We start from the raw sequence: 17,026 nt of genomic DNA, 5'->3' as shown, positions 1-17,026 counted from the left end.
GCCGTGCGTGCCGGAGCATGCACGGCCATCGCGCGTTATCAGGGCATCATGCTGCCGGTTTCGATAAAGCGCTGGTGCCACGACAGGGCCTCGGTCAGCAGATGGGGCGACTGCTGGCCAAACGAACCCGCGCGGGCGCGCTTGAAATAATCCTGCAGCATGGGCCGGTAGTCCGGATGCGCGCAGTTGGCGATGATGACTTCGGCACGCTGCTTGGGCGACAGGCCACGCAGGTCGGCCAGGCCCTGCTCGGTGACCAGCACCTGCGAATCCTGCGTGATGTGATCGACATGCGACGCCATGGGCACGATGGCGGAAATCTTGCCGCCCTTGGCCGTGGAAGGCGTCATGAACACGGAAATATAGGCATTGCGCGCGAAATCGCCCGAGCCGCCAATCCCGTTCTGGATCTTGGAGCCCATGATCTGGGTCGAGTTCACGTTGCCGTAAATGTCCGATTCGATCAGGCCATTCATGGCGATACAGCCCAGACGGCGGATCAAGCCGGGGTGGTTGCTGATGTCCTGCGGGCGCAGGATGATCTTCTTCTGGAACTCACGCATGCGGGCATTAAGCGACTCTGCCGCCTCGGGGCTGAGGGAGAACGCCGTGGCCGAGGCCACACGCATCTTGCCCGTTTCCAGCATGCCCAGCATGCCGTCCTGAATCACCTCGGTATAGGCGGTCAGGTCATTGAAGGGGCCTTCCTCAAGCCCGCCCATCACGGCATTGGCCACGTTGCCTACACCGGACTGGAGCGGCAGGAGCGAAGGCGGCAGGCGGCCCTTCTTCACCTCATGCTCGAAGAACTCCATGAGATGGCCCGCAATGCCACGCGCGGTCTGGTCCGGCGGCGAGAACGGGGCGTTACGGTCGGGGGCATTGGTCTCGACAATGGCCACGATCTTGGCGGGATCGACCTTGAGCGAGGTGCCGCCGATCCGGTCATCGGGCCGCAGCAGCGGGATGGGCTGGCGGTGCGGCGGCAGGGCCGCGCCGTACCAGATGTCGTGCATGCCCTCGAGCGCCGCATCCTGCCAGCTATTGACCTCGATGATGACCTGCCTGGCAGTATCCAGCCATGTCTTGCTGTTCCCCACGGAGGAGGACGGGACGATGCTGCCGTCCTCACGGATGGCGGTGGCCTCGATGATGGCGGTGTCGATCTCGCCAAAGAAGCCCGCCCACGCCATGGGCGCGACGTGGCTAAGGTGCATGTCCAGATATTCGGTCTCGCCCGCGTTGATACGCGCGCGCAGGCCGGGATCGGAGTTGTAGGGCATGCGGAAGGAGATGCCGTTGACCTTGGCCAGCGCGCCATCGAGTTCCGGCCCGGTGGAGGCCCCCGTCAGAAGCCGGATGCGGTAGTCATTGCCCTTGGCATGTTCGCGCTCCATCAGCGCCGCCAGCGCCTGCGGCACGGCCTTGGGGTAACCGGCGCCGGTGAAGCCGCTGGTGCCGACCGTACTGCCGGGGCGGACAAGGGAGGCCGCCTGCTCGGCAGTGGTGATCTTGGCCCGGAGCGCCGCATTCCGGATTCGGGTGTGGTCGATCATGAACTTTCCCTCAAACTCTTATCGTTATGTCCGGACGGCCTGACCGCGCCGGTATGTCGTATGCCTCAGCCACGGTCCTGAACGGGCATCCGCATCGCTCCCTGATGCCCCGTGTGCCAGTCCGGCAGCCTCACCGCCGCACAGGGTGCGGGTATTCCCTTTGCACCTTATGCCGTGGCGCTGCGTTTCACTTCAGCATGACGCCAACATCTGTTCTCCGTCCTGTGGGCCACGTCACAACAAAATAGTGTGACACCCCCACCCGGACTCCGGTTCACGCTTTCACGTTTGCTCCATCGGTGGGGCAGGCAATGTGCATGGTGTATTTTTGGTCGGTATTTTTGGCAATACGCTCCCTGTTGCGGCGGGGGCGTTACCCGGATGCAACCGTTTCGTGTCACTGGCGACACATTATTGACCATCCCCTAGTGCATGGCGGCCAATCTTGTGAATAATAGGAGACCAGACCCAGCAAGGGGCACCCACACACGGCATCGCCAACAGGACAGGAGGGTTTTTTCGTTTGAGACGCCGATTTCCCTCTCACCGGCCTGTCATGGCAGGGAACGACACGCCCCACGCGTCCGCGCGCAGGGCGCCCGCCGCAACACCCGAGCCGGTCATCCCCACCCCGCCGCCCCATCCGCTGGCGCAGGTACTGGCGGGCAGGCCGCTGCGCGTGGTGGGCGACGTGCATGGGGATCTGCATGCCTTCCGCCACGCCGCCGCGACCGACAGGTTCGTCATCCAGCTTGGTGACCTGGTCGATTACGGGCCGGACAGCGCCGGGGCCTTCCGCCTCATGCAGCAGCTGATCGACGAGGGGCGCGGCCTGTTCATACTGGGCAATCACGACCGCAAGCTTGCCCGCGCCCTGCAGGGCCGCAAGATGCGCCGTGACCCGCCGCTCATGGAAACGCTGACCCAGTTCATGACCGAGGAAAACAGCGATGTGCGTCAGCGCGCGCTGGCCGACCTGTCGCGCGCGCCCGCATGGATCGTGCTGGGGCGCTCCATATTCGTCCATGGCGGCTTTCATGCCCGCATGCTGGGTGAACTGCCGCCGCCGGGGCTTGGCACCGTCACCCCCCTGCTCTCCCGCGCGCTGTTCGGCGAGACGACGGGCCACATGCAGAAAGATGGCTACCCCGAACGGCGGCTGAACTGGGTCGATCACATCCCGGCGGGTTACACCGTCTATTGCGGGCATGACCGCCGCTCGACCGACGGGCGGCCATGGGTCCGGCCCGGGCGGATGGGCGGCAGGGCCATTTTTACCGATACGGGCGCGGGCAAGGGCGGCCATCTGGCATGGATCGACCTGCCACCTGTCATATAAGTCCCTTCCTTCACCCGCCCAATCCAGGAGAACCGATCCATATGAACACCACCCAGGCCCCGCAGGACGCAGCGCAGCAGAAACTGGAGGAACTGCGCCGCAGCATCGACAATATCGACGCGGCCCTGATCTACATGCTGGCTGAACGCTTCCGCCACACACAGGCGGTGGGAAAGCTCAAGGCCGCCAACAACATGCCCCCCGCCGACCCCGCGCGTGAGGCCCGTCAGGTCACACGCCTGCGCGAACTGGCCTGTACCGCGCAGCTTGACCCGGATTTTGCGGAAAAGTTCCTCGCCTTCATCATCCGCGAGGTCATCCGCCACCATGAAGCCTTCGCGCGCGAAGGGCGCTGAGCCAGCCCATGGCCGCCGCATCCGCTGGCTCCCCCCCGCCCCGGCGGCTTGTCCTGATGCGCCATGCGCAGGCGGCCCCGGCCCCGTTTGGTGAAATGGGCGCGCAGGCCGACCTGGCGCGTCCCCTCACTCCGCACGGGCATGAAACGGCGGCACGACAGGGCGAATGGCTGCGCGCCCGGCACTTCGCACCGGAACTGGTGCTGGTCAGCCCCGCGCTGCGCACGCGGCAGACGCTGGAGGCGCTCGGGTCATTTTATGGCGATGATGCGCCTGCTATCCAATATGTGAACACGCTGTACGACGCGACGGCGGAGACCATCCGTAACGAGCTGTATGCGGTACCGGATAAAGTCAGCAATATCATGATACTGGCCCACAACCCCGGCCTGCAGGCGCTTGTGCTGCGCTGGGGCGCGCAGGGCTGCCCGCCCGCGCTGGAAAACGGGCTGATGCAGGGATTCCCGCCTGCCTCTATCGCCTGTTTCACAACAGGACAGCCCTGGAACAGGGCAACGGATGGTGAAATCCGCCTGCTGGACCTGTCTTGCCAATAATGTCATTGCCACGATGCGGGTGGACGGATTGCCACGCAGGGGGTTCGTTCCTATCGTCACACCCGAGACCCGGGGAACGGCCGCGCAGGCGGAAGCCGGGGATATAAATTTTGGGCAGACTTACAAACTGTTGGCTGAACGACAGATTGCCCGGAGGTTGGAGACATGTGCCACCCCGCCCCGATGCGCGCCGGGGATGGCACCCAGGAGGAGTGTTGTAGATGAGCGAGTCCGGAAAAACCGCCAAAATCTCATTGGATGGCAAGGACGTCACGCTGCCCATGCTGTCCGGCACGATGGGGCCGGATGTTATCGATATCCGCAAGCTGCCGGCACAGGCGGGCGTATTCACCTACGATCCCGGTTATGGCGAAACGGCGTCATGTTCCAGCAAGATCACCTTCATTGATGGTGAAAAGGGTGTCCTGCTGCATCGTGGCTATCCCATCGCGCAGCTGGCCGAACAGGCCACCTTCATGGAAGTGGCCTATCTGCTGCTCAACGGCGAACTGCCCGACCGGGCGCAGTACGACGGGTTTGTGAACTCCATCAAGCATCACACCCTGCTGCACGAGCAGATCCGCAACTTCTTCAACGGGTTCCGCCGCGATGCGCACCCCATGGCCATCCTGTGTGGCACGGTGGGAGCGCTGTCCTCCTTCTATCACGAGGGGCTGGACATCTCGAACGCGACAAGCCGCTACCAGTCGGCCATGCGCATCATCGCGAAGATCCCGACCATCGCCGCATGGGCCTATAAATACACGCAGGGCGAGACCTTCATCTATCCGCGCAACGACCTGTCCTATGCGGAAAACTTCCTGTCCATGATGTTCGCCGTGCCTAGCGAGCCGTACAAGATCAACCCGGTGCTGGCCCGCGCGATGGACCGCATCCTGATTCTGCACGCGGACCATGAGCAGAATGCCTCCACATCCACCGTGCGCCTTGCCGGGTCCACCGGGGCCAACCCGTTTGCCTGCATCTCGGCTGGCATCGCGGCCCTGTGGGGACCCGCACATGGCGGCGCCAACGAGGCCGTGCTGAAGATGCTGGCCGAAATCGGCCACAAGGACAACATCCCCGAATTCATCGCCAAGGTGAAGGACAAGACCAGCGGCGTGCGCCTGATGGGCTTTGGCCACCGGGTGTACAAGAACTTCGACCCGCGCGCGAAGATCATGCAGGCCACCTGTCATGAGGTTCTGGGCGAACTGGGGATCAAGGACGACCCGCTGCTGGATCTGGCGATCGAACTGGAAAAGATTGCGATTCATGACGAATATTTCGTCAAGCGCAGCCTGTATCCGAATGTCGATTTCTATTCCGGCATCATCCTCAAGGCCATGGGCATCCCCACCAGCATGTTCACCGTGCTGTTTGCCGTAGCCCGCACCACCGGCTGGATCAGCCAGTGGAAGGAAATGATCGAGGAACCGGGCCAGCGTATCGGCCGCCCCCGCCAGCTTTATGTTGGCTCGCCGGAACGCGACTTCGTGCCGTTTGACAAGCGTGCCTGAATAACGGTGTCAGGCGGGGCCATGGTCCCGCCTGCACTCTGCCCGGATATGCCGGGTGATAAATCTGTTTATTAGGGCGTGAGAAACGCTTTTTGGTGCGCCTTATTTTTTATATGGCAGCGTTACTGAAGCTTTTTGTAAAAAGCTTCACCAAAAACTTTCTTCTGACTTTAGAAATACCTTGAGGGGTTTTCCGGCGGCTTCCTGAATATGGACGGCTGTGCACCCGGTCAGGCGCTTTGCACGATGCGGCTGTTTCCAGCCGGAAACGCGCTGTAATTTATTATACCGACATGAAAAAATACGGGTGGTCGGGCAATACGTTCATTGCCCTTAGTGCTGCTCCTCGCAATCGCACCCGTTCGTGGGGCCGGAGCGCCGCTGGATCACGTGATGGTCAATCCATTCCGATACCAGGCGCCGGGCCTCGTTCAGCGAGGATTCGGGGTGGTGGATACGGTATAGGGTCGTGCAGGCATGGAATGCCGACACATCACTGCTCCCGACACCACGCAGTTCCTGATAGGCTGTGATGACGGCACGTTCACACTTGCGAGCGATGCGACTGTTCTGAGCAGACACGATACGATGACCCATCAATGAGAATGATTATCAATATTGTGATGTTAAAACGAATGACCTGTTTGGGCAAGGTAAACGTCACGTTACACGGCATTAATCCTGTCACGTTATATTTCCCTCCCTGCTTTTTTGCGCGTTTTTAGGCGCAGGGGGCGCAGACCGATGGATTTTCCCATCCGTTGCGGTTAATCGTCTCTCCAGTCACTCAGAATACTGAATATCATTTGGCCGGAGATAGGGTATGCACGACGCCACGGGGAACGGGGCTGGACTTTCAACAGGTTCGACAGCGTGGGACCGCGATGCCGCGTTAATGACGGCGCGCCTGCTGCTGGAAATAAAAGCTGTCAACTTCCGCCCCGATGATCCCTATACCCTTACATCCGGCTGGAAATCCCCGGTCTATATCGACTGCCGCCGCATCATCTTCTTCCCGCGCGCACGCCAGAAGATCATGGAACTGGCGGTGGAGAAGATCGGCCGCCATGTCGGCTACGAAAGCATTGATGCCGTAGTCGGCGGGGAAACGGCCGGGATTCCCTTCGCCGCCTGGATCGCGGACCGCATGATGGCCCCCATGGCCTATGTGCGCAAAAAGCCCAAGGGCTTTGGCCGTAACGCCCAGATCGAAGGTGACGTGCCCGAGGGCATGCGCACCCTGCTGGTGGAAGACCTGACCACGGATGGCTCGTCCAAGGTACAGTTCGCCAAGGCCCTGCGCGCGGCAGGCGCGCTGGTGGACCATACGTTCGTGGTCTTCTTCTATGGCGTGTTCCCCGGTGCCTACCGCACGCTGGCGGACATGAACATAAGCCTGCACGCCCTGTGCACGTGGTGGGATGTGCTGGAAGCCTGCGCAGGCAAGCCCTACTTCTCCGAAAAGGATGCAGCCGAAGTCCGCCGCTTCCTTGAAGATCCCTGCGCATGGTCCGCGAAGCATGGTGGTGTGGGCAGCGCGGAAGAGGCGCTGGCGCTCAAGGCCAAGCGCGATGCGGGTGCCTGATCAGCCTGCCGGTTGATGCCCCGTATCCTTACTTTTGATTCCGGCATCGGGGGGCTGGGCGTTGTCGCCCAGCTTCGCACGCTCCTGCCCGCCATGCCGGTTGACTATCTGGCGGATACCGCCATCTTCCCCTATGGCGAGCAGCCTGACGCCCCGCTGCGTGAGCGGATTGTCCACCTGCTGGGCCGCGCCATTGCCCGGCTACGGCCCAGCGTGGTGGTCATTGCCTGCAACACAGCCAGCACCCTTGCGCTGGACAGCCTGCGCGCGGCCTATGACGTACCGTTCGTGGGCTGCGTGCCGCCCATCAAGTGGGCGGCGGACCAGACCCGTACCGGCACGATCGGCCTGCTGGCCACGCGCGCGACGGTGCGCCGCCCCTACCTGAAAGACCTGCGCGCACGCTTTGCGCCCGACTGCACGCTTCTGGCCCATGGCGCACGCGGGCTGGCGGATATGGCGGAGTCCACCTTCCGTGGCGTGCCGCCGGACCGGCGGCAACTGGCAATGGAGCTTGATGGGCTGTTTGGCCAGCCCCATGGCGCGGACATAGACGTCGTGGGCATTGGCTGCACCCACTATACCTTCCTGCTCGATTCCATGCGTGAGATCGGCCCGCCGGGCGTAACCTGGCTGGACCCGGCCCCTGCCGTTGCACGGCAGACCGCCCGCATTGTGGCAGGATTTGACAGGCCGGACGACCCGGACAGCCCCGATCAGCCGGAACGGGTGTTTTTCACCGCCATGCCCGATGATCTGGACCTGCTGCGCCCCGGGCTGCACAGGCTGGGATACGCCACGGACGCACCATGCCTGTTTGACGCGGGCAATATGAACACAGCCACCCCGGTCACGACCGGGCTGTAACGCCCGGCCCCCTTAAATTTTCAGGAAACCGGCAGGCGCTCAGCGCAGCCGGTTGACCGTGTAGCTGGCCGTATCCTGCAGGAGCTGGCGCAGGCGGCTGGGCGGGAAGATGGACAGGGCCTCGGACGCCTTGCGTGCATAGTCCATGGCCCGGTCCAGCGTGATGCGGATGGCGCCGGTCTTCTCGATCAGGCTCAGGGCGTGGTCGAGGTCCTCGGGCTGCTGCTCGCTCTGTTCAATCACGCGCTGCCAGAAGGCCCGATCCTCCTCCGACCCGGCGGCATAGGCAGCCAGTACGGGCAGGGTAATCTTGCCTTCGCGGAAGTCATCGCCAACCGTCTTGCCCAGGCGGGCCTGATCGGCCGCATAGTCCAGCGCGTCATCCACAAGCTGGAACGCCATGCCCAGATTGGTGCCATAGGTTTCCAGCGCCAGCTCCACGCGCTCATCCCGGTCGGCCACCACCGCGCCCACGCGGCATGCGGCGGCGAAAAGGGCTGCGGTCTTGCCGTGGATGACCTCAAGATACTGGTCAATCCGGGTGGAAAGGTCATTCTGCGTGGACATCTGCAGCACCTCCCCTTCCGCAATCGTGGCGGAGGCGGAGGACAGGATGTTCATGACCTTGAGCGAACCGTCATCGGTCATGAGCTGGAACGAACGGGCGAACAGGAAGTCCCCCACCAGCACCGACGCCTTGTTGCCAAACACCGCGTTGGCGCTGGCCATGCCACGGCGCAGGGCGCTTTCATCCACCACGTCATCATGCAGCAGCGTTGCCGTATGGATGAACTCCACGCACGCGGCCAGCGCCACATGCCGCTGGTGCGCCGCATCGGGGCGATAACCACACAGCCGGGCGGAGGCCAGCGTCAGCAGCGGGCGCAGCCGCTTGCCGCCTGCCGCGACCAGATGGGCCGCAAGCTGTGGGATAAGGGCGACCGGGCTGTCCATCCGCTCGACAATGGCGCGGTTGCACGCGGCCATGTCATCAGCAAGATATTCCGCCAGGTCACGCAGGGCGACTTCTGATCCATCTGCCATCGGGCGGCGAGCCCCTTCGTCTTTCTGACTTGCCGTTTCGTCGGATTCCGGCAGACTAACTGCTAGGGCCAAAAGGTTACTCTCCCGGTTCCGAAAATATGAACATGGATACGAGTATATGGGCGGCGCTGGAATAACGGTCAAGCCAGAGCACACAGAGATACGACGCGGGGCAGACACGACATTACCGCCTGCGCCCTCCGGCCTGCCCCCGGTCACGTCAGGCACCCTGCTGGGTGGAAAGGTGCTCTACCGGCAGTTTCGCACCGGAAACAGGACCGGGCTGGAACCCGTTCTCATGGCTGCTTTCGTGCCCGCACGCGCCGGGCAAAGCGTTATGGAGGGCGGATGCGGCGCGGGGGCCGGGCTGCTGTGCCTTGCGAATCGGGTGTCCGGTCTGAGCGGAATCGGGCTGGAGCATGACCCCGCCACCGCGCTGCTGGCGCAGCATAATTTTGAACTGAACGGACAGCACGCGCTGCGCGCGCGCGTCAGCGCCATCCCTGCCCTGCCTGATGACCCGGTGCTTTCGGGGCCGGGCATACGCCGCATTGACCATGCCTTCGCCAACCCGCCATGGCATGCCCATGATTCGTCGGCCTCCAGCCATGCGCGGCGCGACCTGGCCCGCCGCCTGCCCGCGGGCGCGCTGGCGCAATGGGTGCGTGCCCTTGCCGCCCAGCTACGCCATCACGGCACGCTGACACTGGCGCTACCTGCCAGCCTGCTTTCTGCCGGGATCAGGGCCATGGAGGAGGTTCCCCTTGGCCGGATCAGAATTTTTCCGTTCTGGCCGGCATATGGCCGCCCCGCGCGCATCGTGCTGCTGCAGGGCTGTGCCAATGCGCGCGCGGGCAGCGAAATGCTGCCCGGCCTTGTCCTGCATGAAGCCGACGGCCGCTTTACCGCCGCCGCCCGCCATGTGCTGGAGGATGGTGCGCCGCTTATGCCCTGACGGGGCACGGGCGGCACGCCTCAGTCCGCGAAGGCTTCGTCCCACGTGCCGGTGGTGGAGGCGCGGCTGTATTCCGTCGCCCGGTTTTCAAAGAAATTGGCATGCTCGACCGCATTGACCATTTCATCCACCCACGGCAGCGGGTTGACTGCGATGTCATAAATGCCATCAAGCCCGAGCTGGCCAAGACGACGGTTGGCGACGAAGCGGATATATTCCTTCACCTGATCGGCACTCAGCCCCTCGACCGGCCCCATCTCGAACGACAGGTCGATGAACGCGTCCTCGTGCTCGACAATGTCGCGGCAGATCTGGCGGATGTCGTCGCGCAGCGCATCAGTCCAGATTTCGGGGTTTTCATGCACGAACACCCGGAACAGCCGCGCCATCGAATCACAGTGCAGGGATTCGTCACGCACGGACCATGACACGATCTGCCCCATGCCCTTGAGCTTGTTATGCCGGGGGAAGTTGAGCAGGATGGCGAAGGACGCAAAAAGCTGCAGCCCCTCGGTAAACGCGCCAAACGCGGCCAGCGTGCGCGCGATCTGGTAATTATCCTTTACCGAGAACTGCTGCATATAGTCATATTTATCCTTCATTTCCTTATACTTAAGGAAAGCGGAATACTCGGTCTCGGGCATGCCGATGGTATCGAGCAGATGGCTGTACGCAGCGATGTGGATGGTCTCGATGTTCGAAAAGGCCGAGAGCATCATCAGCACTTCGGTCGGTTTGAACACCTGGCTGTACTGCTTCATGTAGCAGTTGTTCACTTCCACATCCGCCTGGGTGAAGAAGCGGAATATCTGCGTGACCAGATGCTGTTCGCCCTCGTTCAGGGTGCGGTGCCAGTCCTTCACGTCATCGGCCAGCGGCACTTCCTCGGGCAGCCAGTGGACGCGCTGCTGCGTCAGCCACGCATCATAGGCCCAGGGGTAGCGGAACGGCTTGTAGACGGGATTGGCGGTCAGCAGGTTGGACGCCTGTTCGGTATGGGCATCTGCGCCGGGGGCTTTATCGGTCATGGCCATGCCTGTCCTGTACATTGGTATGCGCTGTCCACCCCCTCGGGGCCGGACAGCGCAAAAGATAATATTCCGAAAGGGAAATGCCCTGCCTTACTGGCAGGCAAGACATTCCTCGTAATCGGTGGAAGTAGTCGGGGCTGCAGGGGCCGACGCGACGGGCGCACTGCCCTCGTTACGTGTCATGTCGCGCTTTTCCTGCCCGTCACTGACCGCATCCGCACGCTGGATGGACAGCGAACGGCAGTAATAGAGCGACTTCACTCCCCGCTTCCACGCCATGTAGTGAATCTGGTGCAGGTCACGCTTATGCACGTCGGCAGGCAGGAAGATGTTGATCGACTGCGCCTGGCAGACAAACGGCGCACGGTCGGCCGCATGTTCGATCACCCAGCGCTGGTCGAGTTCGAACGCGGTCTTGAACACGTCCTTTTCCTGCTGGGTCAGGAAGTCCAGATGCTGGACGCTGCCCTTGTTCAGCGTGATGGAGGACCAGATCTCGCTCGTATTGCGTCCCTTTTCGGTCAGCAGGCGGTCAAGGTGGCGGTTGCGCACGGTGAACGAGCCGGACAGCGTCTTCTGCAGGAACACGTTGGCCGCGATCGGTTCGATTCCGGGGCTGGCATTGCCCGCAATGATCGAGATCGACGCCGTGGGCGCAATGGCCATCTTGTTCGAGAACCGCTCCATCACGCCATAATCGGCGGCGTCGGGGCATGGACCGCGCTCTTCCGCCAGCTTGCGTGAGGCGGCATTGGCCTGCTCACGGATGTGCTTGAAAATCTTGCGGTTCCAGACCTTGGCCACCACGCTTTCAAACGGTACGTTGTTGGCCTGCAGGAAGGAATGGAAACCCATCACCCCCAGCCCGACCGAGCGTTCGCGCATGGCGGCGTAGCGCGCGCGGTCCATGTCATCGGGCGCGCGGTCGATGAAGTCCTGCAGCACGTTGTCGAGGAACAGCATCACGTCCTCGATGAACTGCGGGTTGTCCTTCCACTCATCCCACGTCTCGAGGTTGAGCGAGGATAGGCAGCACACCGCCGTCCGCTCGCGCCCGTGCTGGTCCATGCCGGTCGGCAGGGTGATTTCCGCACACAGGTTGGAGGTCTTGACCTCCAGCCCCGCCAGCTTGTGGTGCTCGGGGCGCGCATTGTTCACGTGGTCGGAATAGATGATGTACGGCTCGCCCTGCTCCATGCGTGCCGTCAGGATACGAATCCACAGCGCACGCGCCGAGATCTTGCGGATGACCGTCTTGTCCTTGGGCGAAAGCAGCGCCCATTCCGCATCCTCCGCCACCGCGCGCATGAAGGCGTCGGGCACCAGCACGCCATGGTGCAGGTTGAGCGCCTTGCGGTTGGGGTCACCGCCGGTGGGGCGGCGCAGTTCGATGAATTCCTCGATTTCGGGGTGCCAGACCGGCAGGTACACCGCAGCCGAGCCACGGCGCAGCGACCCCTGGCTGATGGCCAGAGTCAGGCTGTCCATGACCCGGATGAACGGGATCACGCCCGATGTCTTGCCATTGCGGCCCACGTTCTCGCCAATCGAGCGCAGGTTGCCCCAGTAGGACCCGATGCCGCCGCCCTTGGAGGCCAGCCAGACATTCTCGTTCCACAGGTCCACGATGCCGCGCAGGCTGTCATTGGCTTCGTTCAGGAAGCACGAAATGGGCAGGCCGCGTGTCGTGCCGCCATTGGACAGCACCGGCGTTGCGGGCATGAACCAGTGGCGGGAAATGTAGTCGTACAGCCGCTGGGCATGGGCGGGATTCGCCCCGTAATAGGAAGCAACACGACCGAACAGGTCCTGATAACTTTCCCCCGGCAGCAGGTAGCGGTTATCGAGCGTGGCCTTGCCAAATGCCGTCAGCAGCGAATCGCGGGAATGATCCACGCGCACGGGATGATGACCGGGCAACTGGACCACGTTATCCAGCATGTCAGACATTGTGGTACCGTCCTTTCCCTGGACGGTATCGTCCCCGGTGTCAGAACAGTCAGACACACCGCCGGATACGTCATCCAGGACCATATACTTTCTCCGTACTCGACTCATGCCAACCCGCAGGGTCTGTCGCGATCCTGGGAGGTTGGGGGAAGGTTTTACGATATGCCCCTATATATGGGCCATGCGCCCCTGAAATGCACTACATAATGTAGGGGATAAAAATGTGGACCGTTCTTCCGACTCAGCGGGCAACCTTGGTCAAGCAGTGATTGCGGCAGATTATTTTTTTAATTCAGCCCCTGCCGCCGCCACGATCCCGTCCCACCGCGCGGCCGCCGCGTCGTCATCCGCACGGGCCTCGACCCACGCGCTGCGACCATCGGCAAACACCTCACGCTTCCAGAACGGGGCGCGGGTCTTGAGCCAGTCCATAATGAATTCAGTGGCCTCGAAGGCACTGCCCCGATGCGCCGCCGCGCACAGCACCAGCACGATGGGCATGCCCACCTCCAGCCGCCCCACGCGATGGATGACCGTGCAGCCCAGCAGCCCGAATCGCTCACATGCCGAATCGGCAATCCGCTGCATCTGGGATTCGGTCATGCCAGGATAATGTTCCAGCTCCAGCGCAACCAGCCCATTCCCCCCACGAACAACGCCGGTAAACGCCCCGACGCCCCCCACCATGTCCTGCCCGCGCAGCAGCAGCGCGGTCTCATGGGCAGTGTCGAAAGGATCGGGCTGGACGCGAACGGTCACGGGGGGCATGGGGTCAGCCTCCCGTAACCGGGGGGAAGAACGCAATTTCATCATTGGCGGCAATGGGGGCCGCGACCGTGGCGAAACGCTGGTTCACGGCCACGCGAATCTGCTCGGGCCGGGCGAAGATCGCTCCGTACTCGCCCCCACGGGCGCGAAGCTGCGTGATCAGGTCCTGAACGGAACGGGCATCCGCCGGCAGGGGCAGGGTCTCATCCGCGCGGCCCAGCCGATCCCGCAGCCATGCAAAATAGAGAATGTGCAGCATCCCGGTTCCCTCTCCCCTGTGGCGGTCATGACCGGCGGACAGGCCGCGGTCAGTCGGCCCGCTGTTCGTGCATCGTGCCATCCGGGCCGACCACGGTGCTGGTGCCATCACCATTGGGTATGACGATGGCTTTGTCCGACACGTCCTTATGCGTCGCCAAGGGGCGTGAAGACAATGTGGAAAGCTGGGAATCCCCATCCGGCAGGACAAGCTGCACGCCATCGTTGCCGATCTGCATCTCACCCCCCGCGGGCAGGTCCGGCGCGGGTGGGGCGGTGGCGGACGGCGTGGCGCCCGTGTCCATGCCCGCCAGCATTTCCTGCCCCGTGGCGGGAATCACGGGCCAGATATTGCGCTCCTGCGGCAGGATGGGCAGCACCTGCGGGGCCTGCCCCACCACGCGGCGCATGTTCTCCACATCCGCGCGCGGGGTATTGGGCAGGCTGCCGGGCAATTCGCTATTGTCGGACAATATCTTGCCAAATCCCCCGCACCCGGCCAGCCCCACCAGCAATAACAGCACCAGGATGTTGCGCACCGTTGCCCCCCTTACCTGTCCGGTAAACGCGGGCACCGTACCCGCCATGAAGAGCAACCATGGCGGGCGTTAATTTTTCATGTAGGTCAGGAAGATAATTTCGTGGCACCCGGATCGGTCGCGTTGACGTGCCGCAGACCGGTGGACAGGTAATCCCACCCGGTAATCAGGGTCAGCGCCGCGGCAATCCACATCATCACCGCACCCAGCGCATCAACCGGCAGCCAGCCAATATGCAGCAGGACGGCGGTGCTGTCGCCTGCCAGCAGAAAGCCGATGGCCGTCATCTGGAATCCGGTTTTCCACTTCGCCAGTTTCGTCACCGGCAGGCCGACCCGGGTGGCGGCCAGATATTCCCGCAGGCCACTGACCAGAATCTCACGCGAGAGGATGATGATGGCCGGGTACAGGCAGCCATAGGGCAGCCGCCCCAGCCCCGCCATGACCATGAGCGAGGCACCGACCAGCAGCTTGTCCGCGATCGGGTCGAGCATGCGCCCGAGATCCGAATTCTGGTTCCAGGCCCGGGCGAGCTTGCCATCCAGGTAATCGGTTATCCCGGCCAGGATGAACAGCACGCAGGCCGCGCAGTCGGTCTGGGGCGTATGGAGGACGACCAGCCCCACGACAATGGGGACCACGACAATGCGGGACAGGGTCAGGAGATTGGGCAGGTCGGTAAGCATGTTTATACAGCTATAACCAAGGATGGGGGAAAGTCGAAATACCGATAACGCCTGTCAGGCAGGTTCTGCGCTCACATCTGCATGACAGCCGTTCACTCTCCTGTCCAGTCGGGATGGAAATACCCGTAAATGGTCCGCGCCATGTCGCGGTTGATTCCCGGCGCGCTTTCCAGTTCCCCCAGCCCCGCCTGCCGCACGCTGCGCGCCGAGCCGAAGTGGTTGAGCAGCGCCCGCTTGCGTGCCGGACCAACGCCGGGAATATCGTCCAGTTCCGAACGCACCAGCGTTTTGGACCGCCCGGCGCGGTGCGTGGTGATGGCGAAGCGATGGGCCTCGTCACGCAGGCGCTGGAGGTAATACAGCACCGGGTCACGCGGCGGAAGCTGGAACGGCGGGCGGTCAGCGGTGTGGAACCATTCCCGCCCGGCATCACGGTCCGGACCCTTGGCGATGGCCACCAGCGTCACACCGGTCACGCCCAGATCATCCAGCACCGCCCTGACGGCGGAATACTGCCCTGCCCCGCCATCAATCAGCAGGATGTCGGGCCAGTCCTCGGGGCGGTTGCCTTCTTCACGGTCGCGCAGCGCGCGGCGGAAACGGCGCTCCAGCACCTCGCGCATCATGGCGAAGTCATCGCCGGGCGTGACCGGCCCCTTGATGGAGAATTTGCGGTAGGCCCGTTTCTCGAAACCTTCCGGCCCCGCCACCACCATCACGCCATAGGCGTTGGCGCCCATGATGTGGCTGTTATCGTAGGTTTCGATTCGCGCAGGCGGCGCGTCCAGCCCGAACAGGTCGGCCACCCCCTGCAGCAGCCGCGCCTGCCCCGCACTTTCGGCCAGCCTGCGCTCCAGCGCCTCACGCGCGTTGATTGCGGCATGGTCGATTACACCGCGCTTTTCGCCCCGCTGGGGATGGAGGATCTCCACCTTGCGCCCCCTGCGCAGGCTCAATGCCGATGCCAGCACGTCATGTTCGGGCAGGTCCTGATTGACCAGCACCTGCGGCGGGGGCGGCTTGTCATCGTAGAACTGGCCGATGAAGGCGGCGAGCACATCGGGCGCGTTCTCGTCACGCGCATGGCTGGGAAAGAAGGCACGGTTGCCGTTGTTGCGCCCCGCGCGGATGAAAAAGACCTGGATGCAGGACTGCCCGGCGATCTGCCAGATGGCGATGATGTCCGCATCCACCAGCGAGGATGGATTGACCACGCTCGAATCCTGCTGCAGCGCCGACAGCCCGCGTATGCGGTTACGGATGGCGGCGGCGCGCTCGAACTCCAGTGCTTCGGCTGCGGCCTCCATCTCACTGACAAGCTGCTCGCGCATGTGCGGGTTCTTGCCCGCCAGGAAGCTGCGCGCCTGATCGGCCAGCGCAGCGTAGTCCTCGCGGCTGATCCGGTCCGCGCACGGGGCCGAGCAGCGGTGGATCTGGTGCAGCAGGCACGGGCGCGCACGGCCCTGCATCTCGCTGTCGGAACATGAGCGCAGCAGGAAGGTGCGCTGGAGCAGGTTGAGCGTCTGGTTGACCGACCAGGCGGAGGCAAACGGCCCCCAGTAGGACGCGCCCTTGACCGGCTTGCCCCGGTGTTTGCTGATCTGAGGAAAATCATGCTTGTCCGTCAGCATGATCCATGGATAACTCTTATCATCACGCAGCAGGATGTTGTACCGCGGCTGCATGCGCTTGATGTAGTTGGCCTCCAGCAGCAGGGCTTCGGCCTCGGTATGTGTGGTGACGATTTCCATGCTGCCGGTTTCGGACACCATGCGGCGCAGGCGTTCGGTCAGGCGGCTGACATGGGTATAGGAGGTCACGCGCTTTTTCAGGTTTAGCGCCTTGCCAACATACAGCACCTCCCCCTTCGGCCCCAGCATGCGGTACACACCGGGGGACTGCGGCATGGTCTGGAGCGCGTGATGAATCGCCTCCACCCCCACGGGGCGCGTTGGGGGGGCTGAAATGGCGGTTGTCATGGATGGTAGCCGTTCATCCACCGATGGTGTGGATAA

General features: G+C 63.1%; 17 protein-coding genes. 7 read left to right on the top strand and 10 right to left on the bottom strand.

Features of this window, described 5'->3' with window-relative positions; all coding sequences use genetic code 11:
• Positions 1-38: 38 nt before the first annotated feature.
• The gene (locus tag DY926_RS06275) at positions 39-1,556 is read right to left on the bottom strand and encodes an acetyl-CoA hydrolase/transferase family protein (RefSeq protein WP_116702586.1); all 1,518 of its coding nucleotides are present in this window, start codon (positions 1,554-1,556) and stop codon (positions 39-41) included.
• A gap of 556 nt (positions 1,557-2,112) precedes the next feature.
• Here DY926_RS06275 and DY926_RS06270 point away from each other — a divergent pair.
• From DY926_RS06270 to gltA, 4 genes are all read left to right on the top strand, one after another.
• Entirely contained in the window at positions 2,113-2,895 is a 783-nt protein-coding gene (locus DY926_RS06270; protein WP_408886034.1) for a metallophosphoesterase, read from the top strand.
• Between the two features lie 41 nt (positions 2,896-2,936).
• Entirely contained in the window at positions 2,937-3,251 is a 315-nt protein-coding gene (locus DY926_RS06265) for a chorismate mutase (protein ID WP_116702585.1), read from the top strand.
• Between the two features lie 8 nt (positions 3,252-3,259).
• Entirely contained in the window at positions 3,260-3,808 is a 549-nt protein-coding gene (locus tag DY926_RS06260; RefSeq protein ID WP_116702584.1) for a SixA phosphatase family protein, read from the top strand.
• A gap of 221 nt (positions 3,809-4,029) precedes the next feature.
• Positions 4,030-5,328: a citrate synthase gene (gltA, locus tag DY926_RS06255; RefSeq protein ID WP_116702583.1), complete on the top strand. Its 1,299-nt coding sequence runs from the start codon at positions 4,030-4,032 to the stop codon at positions 5,326-5,328.
• 333 nt (positions 5,329-5,661) lie between these two features.
• Here the strand turns inward: gltA and DY926_RS06250 are convergent, their stop codons facing one another.
• Positions 5,662-5,925, bottom strand: coding sequence for a hypothetical protein (locus DY926_RS06250; RefSeq protein ID WP_116702582.1), 264 nt, complete (start codon positions 5,923-5,925; stop codon positions 5,662-5,664).
• Positions 5,926-6,151: 226 nt separating this feature from the next.
• Here DY926_RS06250 and DY926_RS06245 point away from each other — a divergent pair, with 226 nt between their 5' ends.
• Positions 6,152-6,913: an orotate phosphoribosyltransferase gene (locus DY926_RS06245; RefSeq protein WP_116702581.1), complete on the top strand. Its 762-nt coding sequence runs from the start codon at positions 6,152-6,154 to the stop codon at positions 6,911-6,913.
• Between the two features lie 15 nt (positions 6,914-6,928).
• Positions 6,929-7,780 carry a glutamate racemase gene (locus tag DY926_RS06240; protein WP_116702580.1) on the top strand — a complete coding sequence of 284 codons (852 nt, stop codon included), beginning with the start codon at positions 6,929-6,931 and terminating at the stop codon, positions 7,778-7,780.
• 39 nt (positions 7,781-7,819) lie between these two features.
• Here DY926_RS06240 and DY926_RS06235 read toward each other — a convergent pair whose 3' ends face one another.
• Entirely contained in the window at positions 7,820-8,824 is a 1,005-nt protein-coding gene (locus tag DY926_RS06235) for a polyprenyl synthetase family protein (RefSeq protein WP_116702579.1), read from the bottom strand.
• Positions 8,825-8,942: 118 nt separating this feature from the next.
• Between DY926_RS06235 and DY926_RS06230 the strand changes: the two genes are divergently transcribed.
• A complete protein-coding gene (locus tag DY926_RS06230; RefSeq protein WP_241503083.1) occupies positions 8,943-9,779 on the top strand; it encodes a tRNA1(Val) (adenine(37)-N6)-methyltransferase in 837 nt (278 codons plus the stop codon).
• A 20-nt stretch (positions 9,780-9,799) separates the two neighbouring features.
• Here the strand turns inward: DY926_RS06230 and DY926_RS06225 are convergent, their stop codons facing one another.
• From DY926_RS06225 to uvrC, 7 genes are all read right to left on the bottom strand, one after another.
• The gene (locus DY926_RS06225) at positions 9,800-10,813 is read right to left on the bottom strand and encodes a ribonucleotide-diphosphate reductase subunit beta (RefSeq protein WP_186336097.1); all 1,014 of its coding nucleotides are present in this window, start codon (positions 10,811-10,813) and stop codon (positions 9,800-9,802) included.
• Positions 10,814-10,900: 87 nt separating this feature from the next.
• Positions 10,901-12,760, bottom strand: coding sequence for a ribonucleoside-diphosphate reductase subunit alpha (locus tag DY926_RS06220; RefSeq protein WP_241503082.1), 1,860 nt, complete (start codon positions 12,758-12,760; stop codon positions 10,901-10,903).
• A 279-nt stretch (positions 12,761-13,039) separates the two neighbouring features.
• Positions 13,040-13,528, bottom strand: coding sequence for a molybdenum cofactor biosynthesis protein MoaE (locus tag DY926_RS06215; RefSeq protein ID WP_116702577.1), 489 nt, complete (start codon positions 13,526-13,528; stop codon positions 13,040-13,042).
• Between the two features lie 4 nt (positions 13,529-13,532).
• Positions 13,533-13,787, bottom strand: a complete 255-nt coding sequence (gene moaD / locus DY926_RS06210; RefSeq protein ID WP_116702576.1) for a molybdopterin converting factor subunit 1 — start codon at positions 13,785-13,787, stop codon at positions 13,533-13,535.
• A gap of 49 nt (positions 13,788-13,836) precedes the next feature.
• On the bottom strand, positions 13,837-14,373 hold the full coding sequence (locus DY926_RS06205; RefSeq protein WP_241503081.1) for a hypothetical protein: 537 nt from the start codon (positions 14,371-14,373) through the stop codon (positions 13,837-13,839).
• A 38-nt stretch (positions 14,374-14,411) separates the two neighbouring features.
• Complete coding sequence (pgsA, locus tag DY926_RS06200; protein ID WP_025812605.1) at positions 14,412-15,011, bottom strand: CDP-diacylglycerol--glycerol-3-phosphate 3-phosphatidyltransferase; 600 nt, start codon at positions 15,009-15,011, stop codon at positions 14,412-14,414.
• A 92-nt stretch (positions 15,012-15,103) separates the two neighbouring features.
• Positions 15,104-16,990: an excinuclease ABC subunit UvrC gene (uvrC, locus tag DY926_RS06195; RefSeq protein WP_116702575.1), complete on the bottom strand. Its 1,887-nt coding sequence runs from the start codon at positions 16,988-16,990 to the stop codon at positions 15,104-15,106.
• Between the last annotated feature and the right edge of the window lie 36 nt (positions 16,991-17,026).

It is taken from the genome of Komagataeibacter melaceti (genome assembly GCF_003403295.1).
GTDB lineage: Bacteria > Pseudomonadota > Alphaproteobacteria > Acetobacterales > Acetobacteraceae > Komagataeibacter > Komagataeibacter melaceti.
Note: the sequence above shows the minus strand (reverse complement) of the source record. Positions and strands in the feature narration are given on the sequence as shown.